This window comes from Streptomyces sp. NBC_01429 (genome assembly GCF_036231945.1).
In the GTDB taxonomy this organism is placed as follows: Bacteria; Actinomycetota; Actinomycetes; order Streptomycetales; family Streptomycetaceae; genus Streptomyces.
In genome coordinates this window covers 123,736-140,945 of sequence record NZ_CP109599.1, presented here as the reverse complement: position 1 = coordinate 140,945, position 17,210 = coordinate 123,736, and the positions used below count along the sequence as shown (strand labels likewise).

Sequence of the window (17,210 nt, the reverse complement as noted above, 5' to 3'; positions counted from 1 at the left end):
AGCGCTGGGGGTGTTGTGACGTCCGCTGTTACGTGTGCTGTGACGTGTGGGATTCCGCGTCGGGAACGGGGAGTGTGGTGCCCGGCAGTGTGTACTCGTCGCGCCGGCCGCACATGCCGTAGCCGCCCAGCCGGGTGGGGGCGGCCGCGTACACGTCGGAGCCGGCCAGATAGCCGGGCGTGCCCGCCTCCAGGGCGTCGAGCTGCGCGCCGGTGCGTTCGGCGGCGGCCAGCGCCCCGGCCCGCCACAGCTCCCGCCAGGCGGGGACCTTCGCCCGCACGAGCCGGGCGGCGGCGCGCTGGAAGTCGAGGTACGGACCGTTCTCGCCCGCTTCGAGCGCCTCGCGCAGGACGAGATATCCCTCCACCGCGAGATCCCGGCGCCGCCGGGCGGCGGCCTCCGCCTCCGGCCCGGACACGGCGGGCAGCGCCGCGGCGGCCGCGTACCGCTCCGGATCGTCCAGATGGTCCGGCGGGAAGGTGAAGACCGCGTCGCCCGCCTCGGGCAGTCCGCTGTTCTGCATCAGTACGGTGATCCGCAGCCCGCCCCCCTGCACCATCCGGTGCACGGTGCCCGGGGTGAACCAGGCGACCGAGCCGGCCTCCAGAGGAGTCTCCCGGTAGCCGTCGGGGCTCAGCGTCTGCACCGCGCCCCGGCCGCCGGTCACCACGTACGCCTCGGTGCACACCAGGTGCAGATGCGGCGATCCGCCGCACACCCCGTCGGCCGCCTCCCAGTCGTAGGCGCTCAGGTGCGACAGCCCGACGGCGCCCGGCAGCGGGTGCGGCAGGCTCACCATGTCAGCGCCTTGAGGTGCGCGCCGACCCGGTCCCGGTCCCAGGCGCCGTCGGCGACGACCAGCCGGTAGCGGTACGCGAAGGACTCGCCCGGCTCCAGCGCGAACTCGTCGAAGAACGCCCACGAGAACGCGACGGTCGGGATCGGCTCGGCGCGGACGAACCAGTGCGAGGCGTGCACCGCGCTGCCCTCCTCGCCCTCGGGCGCGTGCGCGAAGACCAGGGTGGAGTGCGCGTCGACGTCGTCGTGCTCGGCGGTGTAGGCGAGCCAAGGGCCGCGCGTGCCCATCAGCCCGTTCTCCTGCCGCGCCGGGTCTCCGGGGCCGAAGACCGTTCCGCCGGTGAAGTCGCGCGGACCGCGCCACTGGAGCCCCGTGTAACCGGCCATCTCCCGGCCCGCCGTGGTCGGCGAGCCGAACCGCAGCGGCTCCTCGCGGAGATTGGTGAGCCGGATCGACCAGTCCAGGGCCCAGGCCCCGGCCTCCTCGTCGACCGAGTGCACCGTGATGCCGCGCTCCTCGCGCGCCCACTCCTGACCGCCGTTGGCCATCCAGGTCAGCTCCTCGGCGAGGGTGAACCGGTCGTCCTCCACCGCGAGGACCGGGAAGGAGTCGTGGCGCATCGAGCCGACCCGCTCGGGCAGGGGGAGATAACCCTCGCCGTGCACATACGAGTTGCCGCCCCAGAAGTTCTGCCCCGACAGATGGCTCGCGGTCATCTGCAGACCCTTGTGCCAGCGGTGGTCGCTCGGCCGGTATCCGCTGACCCGCTGCCCGCCGAGGGTGCGCAGCGGATGGATGTACGGTTTGCGCGCTTCGAAGGCGTCGGGGTCGGGCCGGTACACGTACCGCAGCAGCTCGACGCCGCCGGAGCGCACCGTGATGTCCTCGCCGTGGGTGTGGGTGACCTGAATCGTCATCGCTGGGGGCTCCAGTCCGGGTGGTCGCCGTGCATGGCCGTGTAGTAGGGATCCCCGGGCGTGATCTCGCCCGCGTGGACGGGATGCCCGGTGAAGGCCGCCTTGTAGAGGGCGGCGGCGAATTCGAGGGTGGAGCGGGCCGACGGGCCGCTGCCCGGCGGACGTACCCCGGCCGCCCGCGCGTCGAGGACCGCGCCGAGCTGCGCGGTGTGCGAACTGGGCACGTCCGTGGCGGGGGAGCGCCACGCCCGTGCCCGCTCCGGCGCGACGTGCGGGGCCGGGGTGTAGGCCCAGTCCTTGTTGGTGTGGCCGTACAGATGGGTCAGTTCGACCGTCGCGTCGGCGCAGTCCACCCGGATGCGGCTGACCTCGTCCGGGGACAGGACGCTGTTGACGACGGTGGCCAGCGCGCCGTTCGCGAACCGCACCAGGGCGGTCGAGACGTCCTCGCTCTCGGTGTCGTGCACCAGCCGGGACGCCATGGCCCGCACCTCGGTCCACTCGCCGAGCAGATGCAGCAGCAGGTCGTACTGGTGGATGCCGTGCCCCATCGTGGGCCCGCCGCCCTCGGTGGACCACCGGCCGCGCCACGGCACCGCGTAGTAGGCGCTGTCGCGGTGCCAGGTCGTCTGGCAGTGCGCCACCAGCGGCGCGCCCAGCTCCCCGCTCGCCAGCAGCCCCGCGGCATGGGTGGCCCCCGAGCCGTAACGGTGCTGGAAGACCACGGAGGCGTACGCGCCCGACGCCCGCTCGGCCGCCGCTATCTCGTCGTACTCGGCGAGCGTGAGGCACAGCGGCTTCTCGCACAGCACCCAGGCACCGGCCCTCAGCGCGGCGACGGTCTGCGCGCGGTGCAGCGACGGCGGGGTGCCGATGAGCACCAGATCGGGGCGTACGGCGTCGAGCATGGCGCCCAGATCCTCGTACCCGGTCACCTCGGATCCCGCGGCGGCGGCCGTGGCGCGGAACGCGTCCAGCCGGCCCGGATCCACATCGACGGCGGCGACCAGCTCGACCCGGTCGGAGTGGGCCGTCAGGGCCGGCAGATGGCTGCCGCCGACGATGGCGCCGGTTCCGACGACGGCGGCGCGGAGACGGTCGGGCTGGCGTGGCATATACGGCGCTCCTCGGAGACGGGTGACACGGCGGTCGGTGCGGGACGGACGAGAGGTACGCGGGAGACCCGGGGCCGGTGCGGCATCGCGCGATCTTCATTGACGCCGGTGGGCCGGGGTGTCAACCTCGGGGCGTGCAGGTGACGATTCGAGAGGTAGCCAAGGCGGCGGGGGTCTCCCCGTCCACCGTGTCGCGGGCGCTGGCGTCCGGCGGAACGGTCAGCGCGGTGACCCGCGAGCGGGTCAGGGCCGCCGCCGACCGGCTCGGTTATCAGCCCAACCCGGCCGCGCGCGGCCTGATCACCGGGCGCACGGGCCATCTGGGTCTGATCGTCCCCGACCTGCTGAACCCTTTCTTCGCGGATATCTGCAAAGGGGTGCAGGCCCGCGCCCGGGGGCTCGGCCACGCGGTGTTCGTCAGCGACGCCGAACGCGACGAGGGTCTGGAGCTGGACGCGATCCGTACCCTCGCCCCGCAGGTCGACGGCATCCTGCTCTGCTCGCCCCACCTCAGCAGCGAGGAACTGGCCTCCCTGCCCGGACTCACCGACAAGCCGATCGTGCTGCTCCACCGCAAGGAGCCCGGGTTCGCCAGCGTCACCGCGGACCTGATGGAGGGGATGACCGACGCGCTGACCCATCTGCACGCGCTGGGCCACCGCCGGGTCGCGTACGTGGGCGGCCCGCGCTCCACCTGGGCCGCGAAGGAACGCGCCGCCGGGATCGAGGCGGTGGCCGAGTCCGGCCTGCTCGACATCGTCAGGGTGGGCAGCGTCGCCCCCCACTTCGACGGCGGGATCACCGGAGCCGCCGACGTGGTGCTGGCCAGCGGGGCGAGCGCGGTGGTGGCCTTCAACGACATCGTCGCCTTCGGCCTGATCAGCCGCTTCACCGCGCGCGGGGTCCGGGTGCCGGACGAGATGAGCGTGGTCGGCTGCGACGACATCGCCCTGTCGGGCATGGCCGCGCCACCCCTGACCACCGTCTCGGTCCCGAAGTCGCACGGCTCCAGGGCCGCCGTCGATCTGCTCTTCCGCATGCTGGGCACGCCCGTCGTCGACGGCGCGCCGCCCCTTCAGCGGGTGCTGCCGACCCACCTGGTCGTACGGGGGTCGACGGCCGCCCTCGAACGCGGCTGACCTCGGCACATCTCGGCCTTTCACTCGACGCGCAGCGGGCGGCTGCAAACGTTGCCAGTCTGTTTCCAACTGGCCGGGAAGTTACGCCCGCAGTCGTATCCCAGTCAATGAAATCTCCCGGATCAAATGTAATTACATAGTCCGCGGCGGCCTCTTGTCGATCCCCTGGTGGCATGCAATCGTTGCCGCACCGCCCCGTCATTCAGCAGCGCGCCCCGCTGTCCGTCCACCGATCGGAGTTCCCGCATGTCCCCCGACACCGCACGCCGGCGCTGCGCCGTCGTGGGGCTGGGCGCCCGTGCCCAGCTCTACACCGAGGCGATCGGCGGACCGTACGCGGACCGCGTCGAACTGGTCGGCCTCTGCGACGTCAACACGCACCGCATGGCCGTCCACAACGGCTGGATCGCCGCCGCCCGGCCGGGCCGTCCGCCCGTACCCGCCTACGCCGCCGAAGAGTTCGACGAGATGCTGCGCCGCGAGCGCGTCGACCTCGTCGTCGTGTGCGGCGTGGACCGCACCCACGACGACTACATCGTGCGGGCCCTGGAGGCAGGCTGCGACGTGGTGACCGAGAAGCCGATGACCACGGACGCCGCGCGGGCCCGCCGCATCCTGGACGCCCAGCGCCGCACCGGCCGCGAGGTGCGGGTGGCCTTCAACTACCGGTACAACCCGGTGCACGCCGCCGTGCGGGAGACCCTCGCCGCCGGCCGGATCGGCGAGGTCGGCTCGGTGCACTTCGAGTGGCTGCTCGATCTGCGGCACGGCGCCGACTACTTCCGCCGCTGGCACCGCGACAAGGCCAACTCCGGCGGCCTGATGGTGCACAAGGCCACCCACCACTTCGACCTGGTCAACTGGTGGCTGGGCACGGCCCCCGAGACGGTGTTCGCCCAGGGCGGGCTGTTCTTCTACGGCGAAGAAGCAGGCCGCCGCCGCGGCCTGGCCCGCGACTACACCCGCGCGCACGGCTCCCCGGCCGCCGCCGACGACCCCTTCGCCGTCCACCTGGCGGACTCCTCCGTCCTCACCGCGCTCTACCTCGACGCCGAGGCCGAGGACGGCTACCACCGCGACCAGAACGTGTTCGGCCCCGGCGTGAGCATCGAGGACGACATGGCCGTCCTCGTGCGCTACGCCTCCGGCGCCACCCTGAGCTACCACCTCACCGCGTACGCCCCCTGGGAGGGCTACCGGATCGCCTTCAACGGCAGCGAGGGCCGTCTCGAACTGCTGGTCGAGGAGTCGACCTGGACCCGGCCCGCCGCCCGCACCGCCGGTACGAGCGCGGTGATGCACGGCGCCGCCGTGGGGGACGAGGCCGGGCGTACGGAGCTGACGCTGCGCCGGTTCTGGGAGGAACCGCGCGAGGTGAAGGTCGTCACCGGCGAGGGCGGCCACGGCGGCGGCGACGCGCGCATGCTCGCTGACCTCTTCGGGGAGCGGGAGCCCGGCGCGACGGACGCCCTGGGACGCGCCGCCGATGCCACCGACGGGGCCCGCTCGCTGGTCACCGGCCTGGCCGCGAACGAGTCCTTCGTCACCGGACTGCCGGTCCGCGCAAAGGACTTGCTGGACATCTGAGCCGCGCGCCCGCGCGCCCACCCACCCCCTTTCCGGCGGCCCCGCCCGCGCGTCCCACGCGCCCGGCGGGGCCGCCGCGTTGTGTTTCCGTGCCGGTCCCCGCTGCGCCAACCATTGACGCCCCCGGCGCCGCTCCCTATCTTTCCGTTCGAGGTTCTGACCATCGTCCGATATATCGAACGAGGAGCCAAGCAGACTATGCCCCGCACGCGTTGGAGACTGGCTCTCACGGCCGCGGCGATCCTGGTGACGGCCGGTTCGCTCCAGGCACCCGCGAACGCCGCGCAGGACACCACCGACTACACCCTGGCCGTCGACACGTCCCGTCAGGGGCCGAAGATCGACGACACCATGTACGGCGTCTTCTTCGAGGACATCAACCGCGCCGCCGACGGCGGTCTGTACGCCGAACTCGTCCAGAACCGGTCCTTCGAGTACAGCACCGCCGACAACGCCTCCTACACCCCGATGACCGCGTGGACCCCCACCGGCACCGGCGAGGCCGCCGCGGTCTCCGACGACGGCCGGCTCAACGCCCGCAACCGCACCTACCTCCGGCTGCGCCCCGACGGCACCACGACCGGCACCGGCGTCGTCAACTCCGGCTACAGCGCCGGGATCCCGGTGACCGAGGGCAAGCGCTACGACTTCTCCGTCCGGGCCCGCACCGACCGCGCGGCCGGCACCCCGCTCACCCTCGCCCTGCGCTCCGCCGACGGCGTCGCGCTCGCGAACCCACTGCGCGTCACCGCGCGCGGCGACCGGTGGGCCAAGTACACCGGCACCCTCACCGCCACCGCCACCAGCACCACCGGACGCCTCGCCCTCACCGCCGGCGGCACCGGGACCGTACGCCTCGACATGGTCTCCCTCTTCCCCCGGGACACCTACAAGGGCCGGCCCGGCGGTCTGCGCGAGGACCTCGCCGAGAAGATCGCCGCCCTGCGCCCCGGATTCGTCCGCTTCCCCGGCGGCTGCCTGGTCAACACCGGCAGCCACGAGGGGTACGACGCGGCCTCCGGCTGGCAGCGCAAGCGCTCGTACCAGTGGAAGGACACCATCGGTCCGGTCGAGGAACGCGCGACCAACGCCAACTTCTGGGGGTACAACCAGAGTTACGGCCTCGGCTACTACGAGTACTTCCAGTACTCCGAGGACATCGGCGCGATGGCCCTGCCCGTCGTCCCCGCGCTCGTCACCGGATGCGGACAGAACCGGGCCACCGACGACCCCGTCCTGCTGCGGCGCCACATCCAGGACACCCTCGACCTCATCGAGTTCGCCAACGGCCCGGCGACCTCGGAGTGGGGCGGCAAGCGCGCGCGGATGGGCCACCCCGAGCCCTTCGGTCTCACCCACATCGAGGTGGGCAACGAGGAGAACCTGCCCGACGCCTTCTTCGAGCGCTTCGTGGAGTTCCGCGAGGCCGTCGAGGCCCGCCACCCGGACATCACGGTGATCTCCAACTCCGGCCCCGATGCCAGTGGCGCCACCTTCGACCGGGCCTGGCAGCTCAACCGGGACGCCGGCGTGGCCATGGTCGACGAGCACTACTACAAGAGCCCGCAGTGGTTCCTGGAGAACAACGACCGCTACGACTCCTACGACCGCTCCGGGCCGAAGGTCTTCCTCGGCGAGTACGCCTCCCAGGACAACCGCTTCCGCAACGCCCTCTCCGAAGCGGCCTTCATGACCGGCCTGGAACGCAACGCCGACGTCGTCAAGCTCGCCTCGTATGCCCCGCTGCTCGCCAGCACCACCGCCGTGCAGTGGCGGCCCGACATGATCTGGTTCGACAGCACCCGGTCATGGGGCTCCACGAGCTACGAGACGCAGAAGCTGTTCATGACCAACACCGGCGACCGCGTCGTCCCCAGCACCTCCAGCGCCACCCCGGCCCTCTCCGGCCCGATCGAGGGCGCGATCGGCCTCTCCACCTGGGCCACCAGCGCCGCCTACGACGACGTGAGCGTCACCGCCGCCGACGGCACGCCCCTGTTCTCCGACGACTTCTCGGCCGGTGACTCCCGGTGGACCCGGGCGACCGGCACCGGCAGCTGGACGGTCCAGGACGGACGGTACGTACAGTCCGACGCCACCGCGGAGAACACCCTCGTCACGGCGGGCGACCCGGCCTGGCACGACTACGACCTGCGGACGAAGGCCACCAAGCTCTCCGGCGAGGAGGGCTTCCTGATCGCCTTCGGCGTCAAGGACACCGGAAACCACTACTGGTGGAACCTGGGCGGCTGGAACAACACCCAGTCCGCCGTCGAGAAGTCGGTCGGCGGCGCCAAGCGGACCATGGTCTCCGACGGCACCAGCATCGAGACCGGCCGGACCTACGACGTCCGCGTCGAGGTGAGGGGCCGTCAGGTCACCCTCTACCTCGACGACAGGAAGTGGGGGAGCTTCACCGACGACAAGGTCGCCGAGCCCTTCCGCCAGGTCGTCACCCGGGACGGCAAGGACCTCGTCGTCAAGGTCGTCAACGCCCAGGACGCCGCCGCCCGTACCGCGATCGACCTCGGCCGGGCGACCAGGGTCGCACCGACCGCCCGCGTCACCACCCTCAGCGGCAGCCCGGACGCGGTGAACACCGCGGACGACCGGCCCATCGCCCCGCGCACCTCCACACTGACAGGCGTGGCGGCCACCTTCACCCACACCTTCCCACCGAACTCGATCACCTTCCTGCGCGTCAGGACCCAATGAGCTGACGCATCGTCATATACCCGCACCCCGAAGCCGGATCACCGAATGGTCCGGCTTCCCCAACGGCAGGAGCCGCACGTATGAACACTGAATCACCGCTGACGGGCCCCACCACCAGACGCACCGTGCTGGCGGGCGCGGCGGCCGTCGGACTGAGCGCCGCCATGGCGGGAACCGCGAGCGCCTCCGCGTCCGGCCGCGCGGGCGCGAGCCCGACGCGCGAGCTGTTCGGCAGGCTCCCGGACGGCACCAAGGTCCACCGCTGGACACTGGAGAACGGCGGCACCCGGCTGCGCGTCCTCAGCTACGGCGGCATCGTCCAGTCCCTGGAGATCCCCGACCGGCGCGGCCGGTACGCCAACGTCTCCCTGGGCTTCGACAACCTCGACGATTATCTGACGGCGACCACCTTCTTCGGCGCGCTCATCGGCCGGTACGGCAACCGCATCGCCGGCGGCCGCTTCACCCTCGACGGCCGCACCTACCAACTCCCGCTCAACGACGGGCCGAACAGCCTGCACGGCGGCACGAAGGGCTTCGACACCCGAGTCTGGGACGTCGAGCCGTTCAGCGCCGCCACCGGCGTCGGCCTCGTGCTGTCCCGGGTCAGCCCGGACGGCGAGATGGGCTACCCCGGCACCCTGCGGGTGAAGGTGACCTACACCCTGACCCCGCGCGGCACCTGGCGCATCGACTACGCGGCCACCACCGACCGGCCCACCGTCGTCAACCTCACCAACCACACCTACTTCAACCTCGCGGGCGAGGGAAGCGGCGATGTGTACGGTCATGAACTGACCCTCGACGCCTCCCGCTACACCCCCGTCGACACCACCCTGATCCCCACCGGCGAACTGGCGAAGGTCGCCGGAACCCCCTTCGACTTCCGGGGCGGCAAGGCGGTGGGCCGCGACATCCGCACCGGCCATCCCCAACTGCTGCGCGGCCAGGGCTTCGACCACAACTGGGTCCTCGACAAGGGAGTCACCGCCTCGGCCCGGCCCGCCGCCACCCTCCGCGACCCCGGCTCGGGCCGTACCCTGCGGCTCGCCACCACCGAGCCCGGAGTGCAGTTCTACTCCGGCAACTTCGTCGTCGGCACCCTGATCGGCACCTCCGGCCGGATCTACCGGCAGGGCGACGGCATGTGCCTGGAGACCCAGCACTTCCCGGACTCCCCGAACCAGCCGTCGTTCCCCTCGACGGTGCTGCGCCCCGGCGCGACCTACCGGTCCACCACCGAACACACCTTCACCGCCTGAGCGCCGCCCCGGCCGGGCTCCGTACCGCCGTACGGAGCCCGGCCGGGGCGCACCATGTTTCACCGGGCGCCCACGGGCGCACACTGCGGAACGGACGTGTTCTTCCCGGACCGGAACAAGGAGTGTCCGCATGCGGCTTCCCTCCCGCACCCGCGTGGGCGTCGTCGGGGCCGGCCCGGCCGGTCTGCTGCTGGCCCGGCTGCTGCACCGGGCGGGCGTCGACTGCGTCGTCCTGGAGAGCCGGGAGCGGGCCTACGTGGAGCGGCGCCAGCGCGCCGGAATCCTGGAACAGGCCACCGTGGACGCCCTGCGCGGCTGCGGCGCCGCCGACCGGCTGGAGCGCGAGGGCCTGGCGCACGACGGGATCGAGCTGCGCTGGAACCGCCGCGCGCAGCGGATCGACTTCCCCTCCCTGACCGGTGGCCGCCGGGTCTGGGTGTACGCGCAGACCGAGGTGGTCAAGGACCTGATCGCGCTCAACCTCGCCTCCGGCGTCCCCCTCGCCTTCGCCGCCCCGGCCCTCGCCGTGACCGGCGCTGACACCGGCCGTCCCGTCGTGACCTACCGACACGAGGGCCGGGAACAGACCCTGGCCTGCGACTACGTGGTGGGCTGCGACGGCTTCCACGGCATCGTCCGCGCCGCGGTCCCCGCGTCGGCGCGCACCACCTACGAGCGGCTCTACCCGTACTCCTGGCTGGGCGTGCTGGCCGATGTCCCGCCCTCCTGCGACGAGTTGATCTACGCGCACTCACCGCGCGGCTTCGCGCTGCACTCCCTGCGCTCCGCCACCGTCTCGCGCCTCTACCTCCAGGTGGCGAACGGCACGGACCCCGCCGACTGGAGCGACGAGCGGATCTGGGACGAACTGGACGCCAGATTCGCCGTCGACGGTGACTGGACGCTCCGGCGTGGACCCCTCACCCAGAAGTCGGTCCTGCCGATGCGCGGCTCCGTCACCGAGCCGATGCGCTACGGGAGCATCTTCCTCGCGGGCGACGCCGCCCACATCGTCCCGCCCACCGGCGCCAAGGGCCTCAACCTGGCGGCCGGCGACGTCATCGAGCTGGCCCGGGCCTTCGCCCTGCGCTACGCGGACGGTACGGACCGGGCGCTGGCCGCCTACTCGGACAGCCGCCTCGGCCGGATCTGGCGCGCCCAGCACTTCTCGTACTCCATGACCACCATGCTCCACACCGACCCCGGCGATTCCGGCTTCGGCGCCCGGCTCCAGCTCTCCCGGCTGGACCGCATCGCCGCCTCCCGGGCCGCCCGCGCCGAACTCGCCGAGAACTACGTGGGCCCGCCCCCGGACTGACGGCCGGACGCACCGGACCCACCGGACGCACCGGGCCCGCCCGGGTCCCCGGTGAAGTGCGCCCGCAGCGCGCCGGTCACGGCCCCCGGGCGCTCGGCGGGCGCCAGATGCGAGGCGCGCGCCAGCTCCATGAGCGTGGCGCCCGGCACCGCGTCGGCGATCTCCCGGGCGTGCGCGGGCGGGGTCACCGGGGCGTCACGGCCCGCCAGCACCAGCGTGGGCACGGCGATGGTGCCGAGCCGGTCCCGGATGTCGTACGCGGCCAGCGCGTCGCAGCACGCCGCGTACCCGGCCGGATCGACGCCCCGTACCTCCGCGACCAGCCCCGGCGCGCTGAAGCCGGGCGTGAACCAGCGCGCCGGCGCCGCACGCGCGATCGCCTCCATGCCCTCGCGCCGTACCAGCGCGGCCCGCTCCTCCCAGGGCTCCGGCCCGCCGAAGTGCGCCGACGAGCACACCACGGCCAGGCTCGTCACCCGCTCGGGGAAGTGGGCGGCCAGATGCAGCCCCACCGCCCCGCCGAGCGACACCCCGGCGTACGCGAACCGGTCGAGCGAGAGCGAGTCGGCCAGCGCCAGCACGAGGTCCGCCAGATCGGCGACGCTCGCGCCGGGACCGATCAGATCCGCGGCGGAGCCGCCGTGGCCGGGCAGGTCCCAGCGCACCACCCGGTGCGCGGGGACCAGTTCGGGCGCGACCGCGTCCCACAGGGCGGTGGAGGTGCCCAGGGACGGCCCGAGCAGCAGCGGGGGAGCGGAGCCGGGCCCCTCGGCGCGATGGTGCGGCAGCGCCGGGACAGGCCCGGGGGCCGTCGGGTTCCGTACGGTCATGATCGCTCCAGCGCGCGGTCGGTGAGGGCTCCGGCGCTGCCGGTGTACCGGGTGGGATCGGTCAGCCCGTCCGGATCGAGGCCCTCACCGGCCAGGTCTTCGAGGCCGGGCTCGGCCGCGAGGATCTCCCCGAGCGACCGGCCCCCGTCCCGGGCCAGCCGCGCCGCCTCGGTCAGCAGCTCCTTCGCGCGGGCGCGGCCCAGGCGGGGCGTGAGCACGGCGGCCAGCCGCTCGGAGACCAGCAGACCGCCAGTGAGGCGCAGATGCGCGGCCATCGCCTCGGGATGGACCCGCAGGCCCCCGGCCAGCTCCGCCGCGTCGTGCGCGGCGCCCCCGACCAGCCGCAGCAGGTCGCGCAGGGGCTCCCACTCGGCGTGCCAGGCACCCGCGGGCCGTTCGTCCTCGGCGGCCATCGACGCGTAGAGCGTGGCCGCCTGCGCGGGGGCCCGGCGAGCCGCGGCGGCGATCAGTGTGGCCCGTACCGGATTGGCCTTGTGCGGCATCGCGGAGGACGGGCCGCCGGCGCCCTCGGACAGCTCCGCGATCTCGGTACGGGAGAGGACCAGCACATCGGCCGCCGTCTTGCCGAGCGCGCCCGCGGTGAAGGCGAGCGCCCCCGCGAGATCGGCGACCGGGGTACGCAGGGTGTGCCAGGGCAGCACCGGCTCCGCCAGGGCGAGTTCCCGCGCGAAGGCCCCGGTCAGCGCCGGTCCGTCCGCGCCGTACGCCTCGAATGCGGCCAACGTGCCCGCCGCGCCGCCCAGTTGGACGGGGAGCGAGCCGCGTACCGCACGCAGCCGGTCGCGGGCGTCCAGCACCAGGCTCCGCCAGCCCGCCGCCTTGAGGCCGAAGGTCGTCGGAACCGCGTGCTGGGTGAGGGTGCGCCCCGGCATCACCGTGTCCCGGTGCGCCGCCGCGAGCCGGGCCAGCGACCGTTCGGCGCGGCCGAGGTCCGTCAGCACCGTGTCGAGCGTCCGGGCGGCCACCAGCATGGCCGCCGTGTCCAGGATGTCCTGACTGGTCGCGCCCCGGTGGACGTAGGGCGCTGCCTCGGGCGGCACGGCCGCGGTGAGATCGGCGACCAGGGGGATCACGGGATTGCCGCCCTCCCGGCCGCGCAGCGCGAGGGAGCGCAGGTCGTACCCGTCCGCGTCGGCCGCCCCGGTGATGTCCCGCGCCGCCCGCGCCGGAGCCAGCCCCAGACCCGCCTGGGCCCGGGTCAGCGCGGCCTCGGCGTCCAGCATCGCCTGGAGGAAGGCCCGGTCACCGGTGGCCGCCTCGGCGCGGGTGCCCGCCCGCCCGGGGGCGAGCAGCCCGGCGTCGAGCGGATCGTCCGGCCGGCCGGCGCTCACCCGAACTCCAGGAAGGCCGTCTCGCCCTCGCCCTGAAGGCGGATGTCGAAACGGTGGGTGCCCGGCGCCCCGGGATCGGCGGCGGCGAGCAGTGTGGCGCGGCGGTCCGGCTCCAGCGAGTCGAGCAGGGGGTCGCCCCTGCCCGCCAGGCAGGCGGGCAGATACGCGCGCGTGTACAGATGGTGCAGCAGCCCCCGCGCGAAGACCGCGACCGCGATGTAGGGGACGCCGCCCGGCGGCAGCGTACGGACGGCCCAGTGTCCGTCCGTGTCCGTGGGCACCCGCGCGAAGCCGGTGAAGGCGACCCCGTCGCGGCCGATGACCCGCCCGTCGACCGGATCGCGCCGCAGCGATCCCGGCCGGCCCGCGCGCGAGCCGTCGGGCGCGGGCTGCCAGGTCTCCACCAGCGCGTCGGGCACCGGATCGCCCGCGCCGTCGACGACGTACCCGTGCAGGGTGATGGTGTCGGGATGGCCGGCCGGGGCTACCTCGCCGCCGCCGGGGAAGGGCAGCGCGTACCCGTAGAACGGGCCGACGGTCTGGGAGGGGGTGGGCGCGAGGGACATCAGAGGTCGTGGCCTTCCTCGAAGAGGGTGGCGGACGGGCCGTCCAGGACGATGTCCCAGTGGTAGCCGAGGGACCGTTCGGGCACGGACAGGGCGTGGTCGTACGTCGCGATCAGCCGCTCGCGCGCCGCCGCGTCGCTCACCGACTGGAGGACCGGGTCGTGGGGGATGACCGGATCGCCGGGGAAGTACATCTGGGTCACGAGACGCTGCGCGAACGCCGTGCCGAACACCGAGAAGTGCAGATGCGCGGGGCGCCAGGCGTTGACGTGGTTGCGCCACGGATACGCGCCCGGTTTGACGGTCGTGAAGGCGTAGCCGCCCTCGTCGTCCGTCAGACACCGCCCGAAACCGGTGAAGTTGGGGTCCAGCGGCGCCGGATGCCGGTCGAGCTGATGGGCGTACCGCCCGGAGGCGTTGGCCTGCCACAGCTCCACGAGCTGCCCGCGCACCGGCCGCCCGGAGCGGTCGAGCACCCGGCCGGTGACGGTGATCCGCTCGCCGAGCGGCTCGCCCGGATGATGGGCGGTCAGATCGCGGTCGAGAGCGGTGATGTCGGTGACGCCGAACGCGGGCCCCGACAGCTCCACCGCCTCGGGGTCGCGCAGCGGTATCAGGGGCCGCCGGGGATGGCGCAGCCGGGTGCTGCGGTACGGGGGGTAGTCGCGCGGCGGATGGTGCCCGCCGGCCGAAGCGGCCCGCGCTTTCGCGACCGCGAGGTCGATCTCGTGCTGGCTGAGCCCGTCGGGCAGGGCGGGGGTGCTGGTCATGGGACGGCTCCATGAGTACGGGGGACGTGGAGTACGTGCGGCGGCGGCGCCGTTGGCGGCTACGGGCTGCGGGCTACGGGCTACGGGCTGCGGGCTACGTGCGGCGGGTCAGCGTTCGAGTACGAGGGCGAGGCCCTGGCCCACGCCGATGCAGAGGGCGGCCACCCCGGTCCCCGAGCCCCGCGCCGCGAGCTGGTGGGCGACCGTACCGGCGAGCCGGGCCCCGGAGGCGCCCAGCGGATGGCCGAGGGCGATGGCGCCCCCGCGCGGGTTGAGGATCGCCGGATCGAGGTCCGGCCACTCGGCGACACAGCCGAGCACCTGCGCGGCGAACGCCTCGTTCAGCTCCAGCGTCGCCAGCTCGCCGAAGGTACGGCCCGCCTTCGCCAGGGCGAGGCGCACGGCCTCGACGGGCGCCAGCCCGAAGTAGTGCGGCTCCAGGGCGGCCACACCGGACGCGGAGATCCGGGCGAGCGGTTCACGGCCGGTCGCCCTGAGCCCCGCCTCGTCGGTGAGCAGCAGCGCCGCCGCTCCGTCGTTCAGCGGCGAGGAACTGCCCGCCGTGACCGTTCCGCCGCTCTCCCGGAACGCCGGCCGCAGCGCGGCCAGCGCCTGCGCCGACGCGTCGGACCGTACACACTCGTCACGGTCGAAGAGGACCGGCCCGCCCTTGCGCCGCTCCACCTGGACCGGCACCACCTCGGCGTCGAACAGGCCCTCCCGCCAGGCTTGTGCCGCCTTTCGGTGGCTGTCCAGCGCGAAGGCGTCCTGCCGCTCGCGGGTGATCCCGTGCTTCTCCGCGACGAGTTCGGCGCTCTCCCCGAGCGGCACGGTCCACTGCGGCGCCATCCTCGGGTTGACCATGCGCCAGCCCAGCGTGGTGGAGAACACCTCGGGGTGGCCGGCCGGGAAGGGGCGGTCGTTCTTCGGCAGCACGTAGGGGGCGCGGGTCATCGACTCGACACCGCCCGCCACGGCCACGGAGAGATCCCCGAGCGCGATGGCCCGCGCCGCCTGGACGACGGCCTCCAGGCCGGAGGCGCACAGCCGGTTGACGGTGACACCGGGCACGGTCACCGGCAGCCCCGCCAGCAGCCCGGCCATCCGGCCGACATTGCGGTTCTCCTCGCCCGCGCCATTGGCGTTGCCGAAGTACACATCGCCGATCAGCGCGGGATCCAGCTCCGGGGTACGGGCGAGCAGCGCGCGGATCGCGTGGGCGCCCAGGTCGTCCGGCCGTACGCTCCCGAGCCCTCCGGCGTACTTGCCGATCGGCGTGCGCACCGCGTCGACGACAAAGACCTCACGGGACTGCGGCATCAGTTGACTCCTTCGGCGATACGTAGGCGCGCCGCGGTTCTGCCCGCGACCTCGGCCGCGGGCACCCCCGGCGCGCACTCCACCAGCAGCAGACCGTCCGGGGTGACATCGAGGACGCCGAGGTCGGTGACGATCCGGTCCACACAGGCCCTGCCGGTGAGCGGCAGGGTGCACTCCTGGAGGATCTTCGCACCGCCGTCCCTGGCCGTGTGGGTCATCACGGCGATCACCGTACGGGCGCCGTGCACCAGGTCCATCGCACCGCCGATCCCCGTGATCATCTTGCCGGGCACCGCCCAGTTGGCCAGATCGCCCCGGGCCGAGACCTGCATCGCGCCCAGCACCGCCACATCGACATGGCCCCCGCGGATCATCCCGAAGGAGAGCGAGGAGTCGAAGAAGGAGGCGCCCGGCAGGACGGTGACGGTCTCCTTGCCCGCGTTGATCAGATCGGGATCGACCTCGTCCTCGCGGGGGTAGGGGCCCACCCCGAGGACGCCGTTCTCCGACTCCAGGACGACCTCCACGCCCTCGGGCAGGAAGTTGGGTATCAGCGTCGGCAGCCCGATGCCGAGATTGACGTAACTCCCGTCGGGCAGCTCGCGCGCCGCGCGAGCTGCCATCTCCTGCCTGGTCCAGGCCATCAGCCGGTCACCGTCCTGTTCTCGACGCCCTTGTCGGCCGCCTGCTCCGGGGTGAGCGCGACGACGCGCCGCACGAAGATGCCGGGCAGATGCACCTCGTCCGGATCGATCGCGCCCGGTTCCACCAGCTCCTCCACCTCGGCCACCGTCACCCGCCCCGCCATGGCGGCCAGCGGGTTGAAGTTGCGGCTCGACTTGTTGAAGACGAGGTTCCCGTGCCGGTCGCCCCGGGCGGCGCGCACCAGCGCGAAGTCGGTACGGATGGAGCGCTCCAGGACGTAGCGCGTCCCGTCGAACTCGCGCACCTCCTTGGGCGGCGAGGCGACCGCGACCCCGCCCCGCCCGTCGTAACGCCAGGGCAGCCCGCCCTCGGCGACCAGGGTGCCCACACCGGCCGGGGTGTAGAAGGCGGGGATGCCGCAGCCGCCGGCCCGCAGCCGTTCGGCCAGCGTGCCCTGCGGGATCATCTCGACCTCGATCTCACCGGCCAGATACTGCCGGGCGAACTCCTTGTTCGCCCCGATGTACGAGCCGGTCACCCGGGCGATGCGGCCGGCCGCCAGCAGGCGCGCGAGCCCCGACTCCAGCGCACCGCAGTTGTTGGACACCACGTCGAGGCGGCGGACCCCGAGCCGGTGCAACGCCTTGATCAGCTCGTTCGGCACACCGCTCAGCCCGAAGCCGCCCACGGCCAGCGACACCCCGTCCCGGACATCGGCCACCGCCTCGGCGGCGGTGGCGACCACCTTGTCCATGCGTGAGGTCCCTCTCTCCCGGGCGCTGCGCACCCCTCGACGAGCCAGAGCCTGTGCGGCCGAATAGTCAGCGCACTGACTGTTCCGGCGAGGTTTCGCTCACGCTGCCACCCGCCTGCGA

At 73.2% G+C, this 17,210-nt stretch carries 14 protein-coding genes and 1 pseudogene; 5 read left to right on the top strand and 10 right to left on the bottom strand.

Going from position 1 to position 17,210, the window contains the following annotated elements; translation table 11 throughout:
• Window positions 1-28: 28 nt before the first annotated feature.
• The 3 genes from OG627_RS00665 to OG627_RS00655 are packed head-to-tail and all read right to left on the bottom strand — an operon-like array spanning window position 29 to window position 2,831.
• On the bottom strand, window positions 29-799 hold the full coding sequence (locus tag OG627_RS00665) for a cupin (RefSeq protein WP_329060320.1): 771 nt from the start codon (window positions 797-799) through the stop codon (window positions 29-31).
• A complete protein-coding gene (locus OG627_RS00660) occupies window positions 793-1,716 on the bottom strand; it encodes a PmoA family protein (RefSeq protein ID WP_329060318.1) in 924 nt (307 codons plus the stop codon). Before OG627_RS00660 ends, OG627_RS00665 begins: the two co-directional genes overlap by 7 nt.
• Complete coding sequence (locus OG627_RS00655; RefSeq protein ID WP_329060316.1) at window positions 1,713-2,831, bottom strand: Gfo/Idh/MocA family protein; 1,119 nt, start codon at window positions 2,829-2,831, stop codon at window positions 1,713-1,715. Before OG627_RS00655 ends, OG627_RS00660 begins: the two co-directional genes overlap by 4 nt.
• A 134-nt stretch (window positions 2,832-2,965) precedes the next feature.
• On the opposite strand from OG627_RS00655, the gene OG627_RS00650 reads away from it, so the two are divergent.
• The 5 genes from OG627_RS00650 (at window position 2,966) to OG627_RS00630 (ending at window position 10,852) form a co-directional block, all read left to right on the top strand.
• Window positions 2,966-3,970, top strand: coding sequence for a LacI family DNA-binding transcriptional regulator (locus OG627_RS00650; protein WP_329060314.1), 1,005 nt, complete (start codon window positions 2,966-2,968; stop codon window positions 3,968-3,970).
• Between the two features lie 246 nt (window positions 3,971-4,216).
• Window positions 4,217-5,557 (top strand): Gfo/Idh/MocA family protein, encoded by a 1,341-nt coding sequence (locus OG627_RS00645; RefSeq protein ID WP_329060313.1) that lies wholly within the window; start codon window positions 4,217-4,219, stop codon window positions 5,555-5,557.
• Window positions 5,558-5,755: 198 nt separating this feature from the next.
• Window positions 5,756-8,272 (top strand): alpha-L-arabinofuranosidase C-terminal domain-containing protein, encoded by a 2,517-nt coding sequence (locus tag OG627_RS00640; protein WP_329060311.1) that lies wholly within the window; start codon window positions 5,756-5,758, stop codon window positions 8,270-8,272.
• A gap of 80 nt (window positions 8,273-8,352) precedes the next feature.
• A complete protein-coding gene (locus tag OG627_RS00635) occupies window positions 8,353-9,534 on the top strand; it encodes an aldose epimerase family protein (protein WP_329060310.1) in 1,182 nt (393 codons plus the stop codon).
• A gap of 130 nt (window positions 9,535-9,664) precedes the next feature.
• The gene (locus OG627_RS00630) at window positions 9,665-10,852 is read left to right on the top strand and encodes a 4-hydroxybenzoate 3-monooxygenase (RefSeq protein ID WP_329060308.1); all 1,188 of its coding nucleotides are present in this window, start codon (window positions 9,665-9,667) and stop codon (window positions 10,850-10,852) included.
• A 47-nt stretch (window positions 10,853-10,899) separates the two neighbouring features.
• Here OG627_RS00630 and pcaD read toward each other — a convergent pair.
• From pcaD to OG627_RS00595, 7 genes and pseudogenes are all read right to left on the bottom strand, one after another.
• Window positions 10,900-11,682: pseudogene (gene pcaD / locus OG627_RS00625) on the bottom strand (3-oxoadipate enol-lactonase); the annotation flags it as partial.
• Complete coding sequence (gene pcaB / locus OG627_RS00620; RefSeq protein WP_329060306.1) at window positions 11,679-13,034, bottom strand: 3-carboxy-cis,cis-muconate cycloisomerase; 1,356 nt, start codon at window positions 13,032-13,034, stop codon at window positions 11,679-11,681. The pseudogene pcaD and the gene pcaB, both read right to left, overlap by 4 nt.
• On the bottom strand, window positions 13,031-13,600 hold the full coding sequence (pcaG, locus tag OG627_RS00615; protein WP_329060304.1) for a protocatechuate 3,4-dioxygenase subunit alpha: 570 nt from the start codon (window positions 13,598-13,600) through the stop codon (window positions 13,031-13,033). The genes pcaB and pcaG overlap by 4 nt, the downstream gene beginning before the upstream one ends.
• Window positions 13,600-14,370, bottom strand: a complete 771-nt coding sequence (pcaH, locus tag OG627_RS00610; protein ID WP_329060302.1) for a protocatechuate 3,4-dioxygenase subunit beta — start codon at window positions 14,368-14,370, stop codon at window positions 13,600-13,602. The genes pcaG and pcaH overlap by 1 nt, the downstream gene beginning before the upstream one ends.
• Window positions 14,371-14,478: 108 nt before the next feature.
• Complete coding sequence (locus OG627_RS00605; RefSeq protein WP_329060300.1) at window positions 14,479-15,690, bottom strand: thiolase family protein; 1,212 nt, start codon at window positions 15,688-15,690, stop codon at window positions 14,479-14,481.
• The gene (locus OG627_RS00600) at window positions 15,690-16,334 is read right to left on the bottom strand and encodes a CoA transferase subunit B (protein WP_329060298.1); all 645 of its coding nucleotides are present in this window, start codon (window positions 16,332-16,334) and stop codon (window positions 15,690-15,692) included. The genes OG627_RS00605 and OG627_RS00600 overlap by 1 nt, the downstream gene beginning before the upstream one ends.
• Complete coding sequence (locus tag OG627_RS00595) at window positions 16,334-17,089, bottom strand: CoA transferase subunit A (RefSeq protein WP_329060296.1); 756 nt, start codon at window positions 17,087-17,089, stop codon at window positions 16,334-16,336. Before OG627_RS00595 ends, OG627_RS00600 begins: the two co-directional genes overlap by 1 nt.
• Window positions 17,090-17,210: the final 121 nt, after the last annotated feature.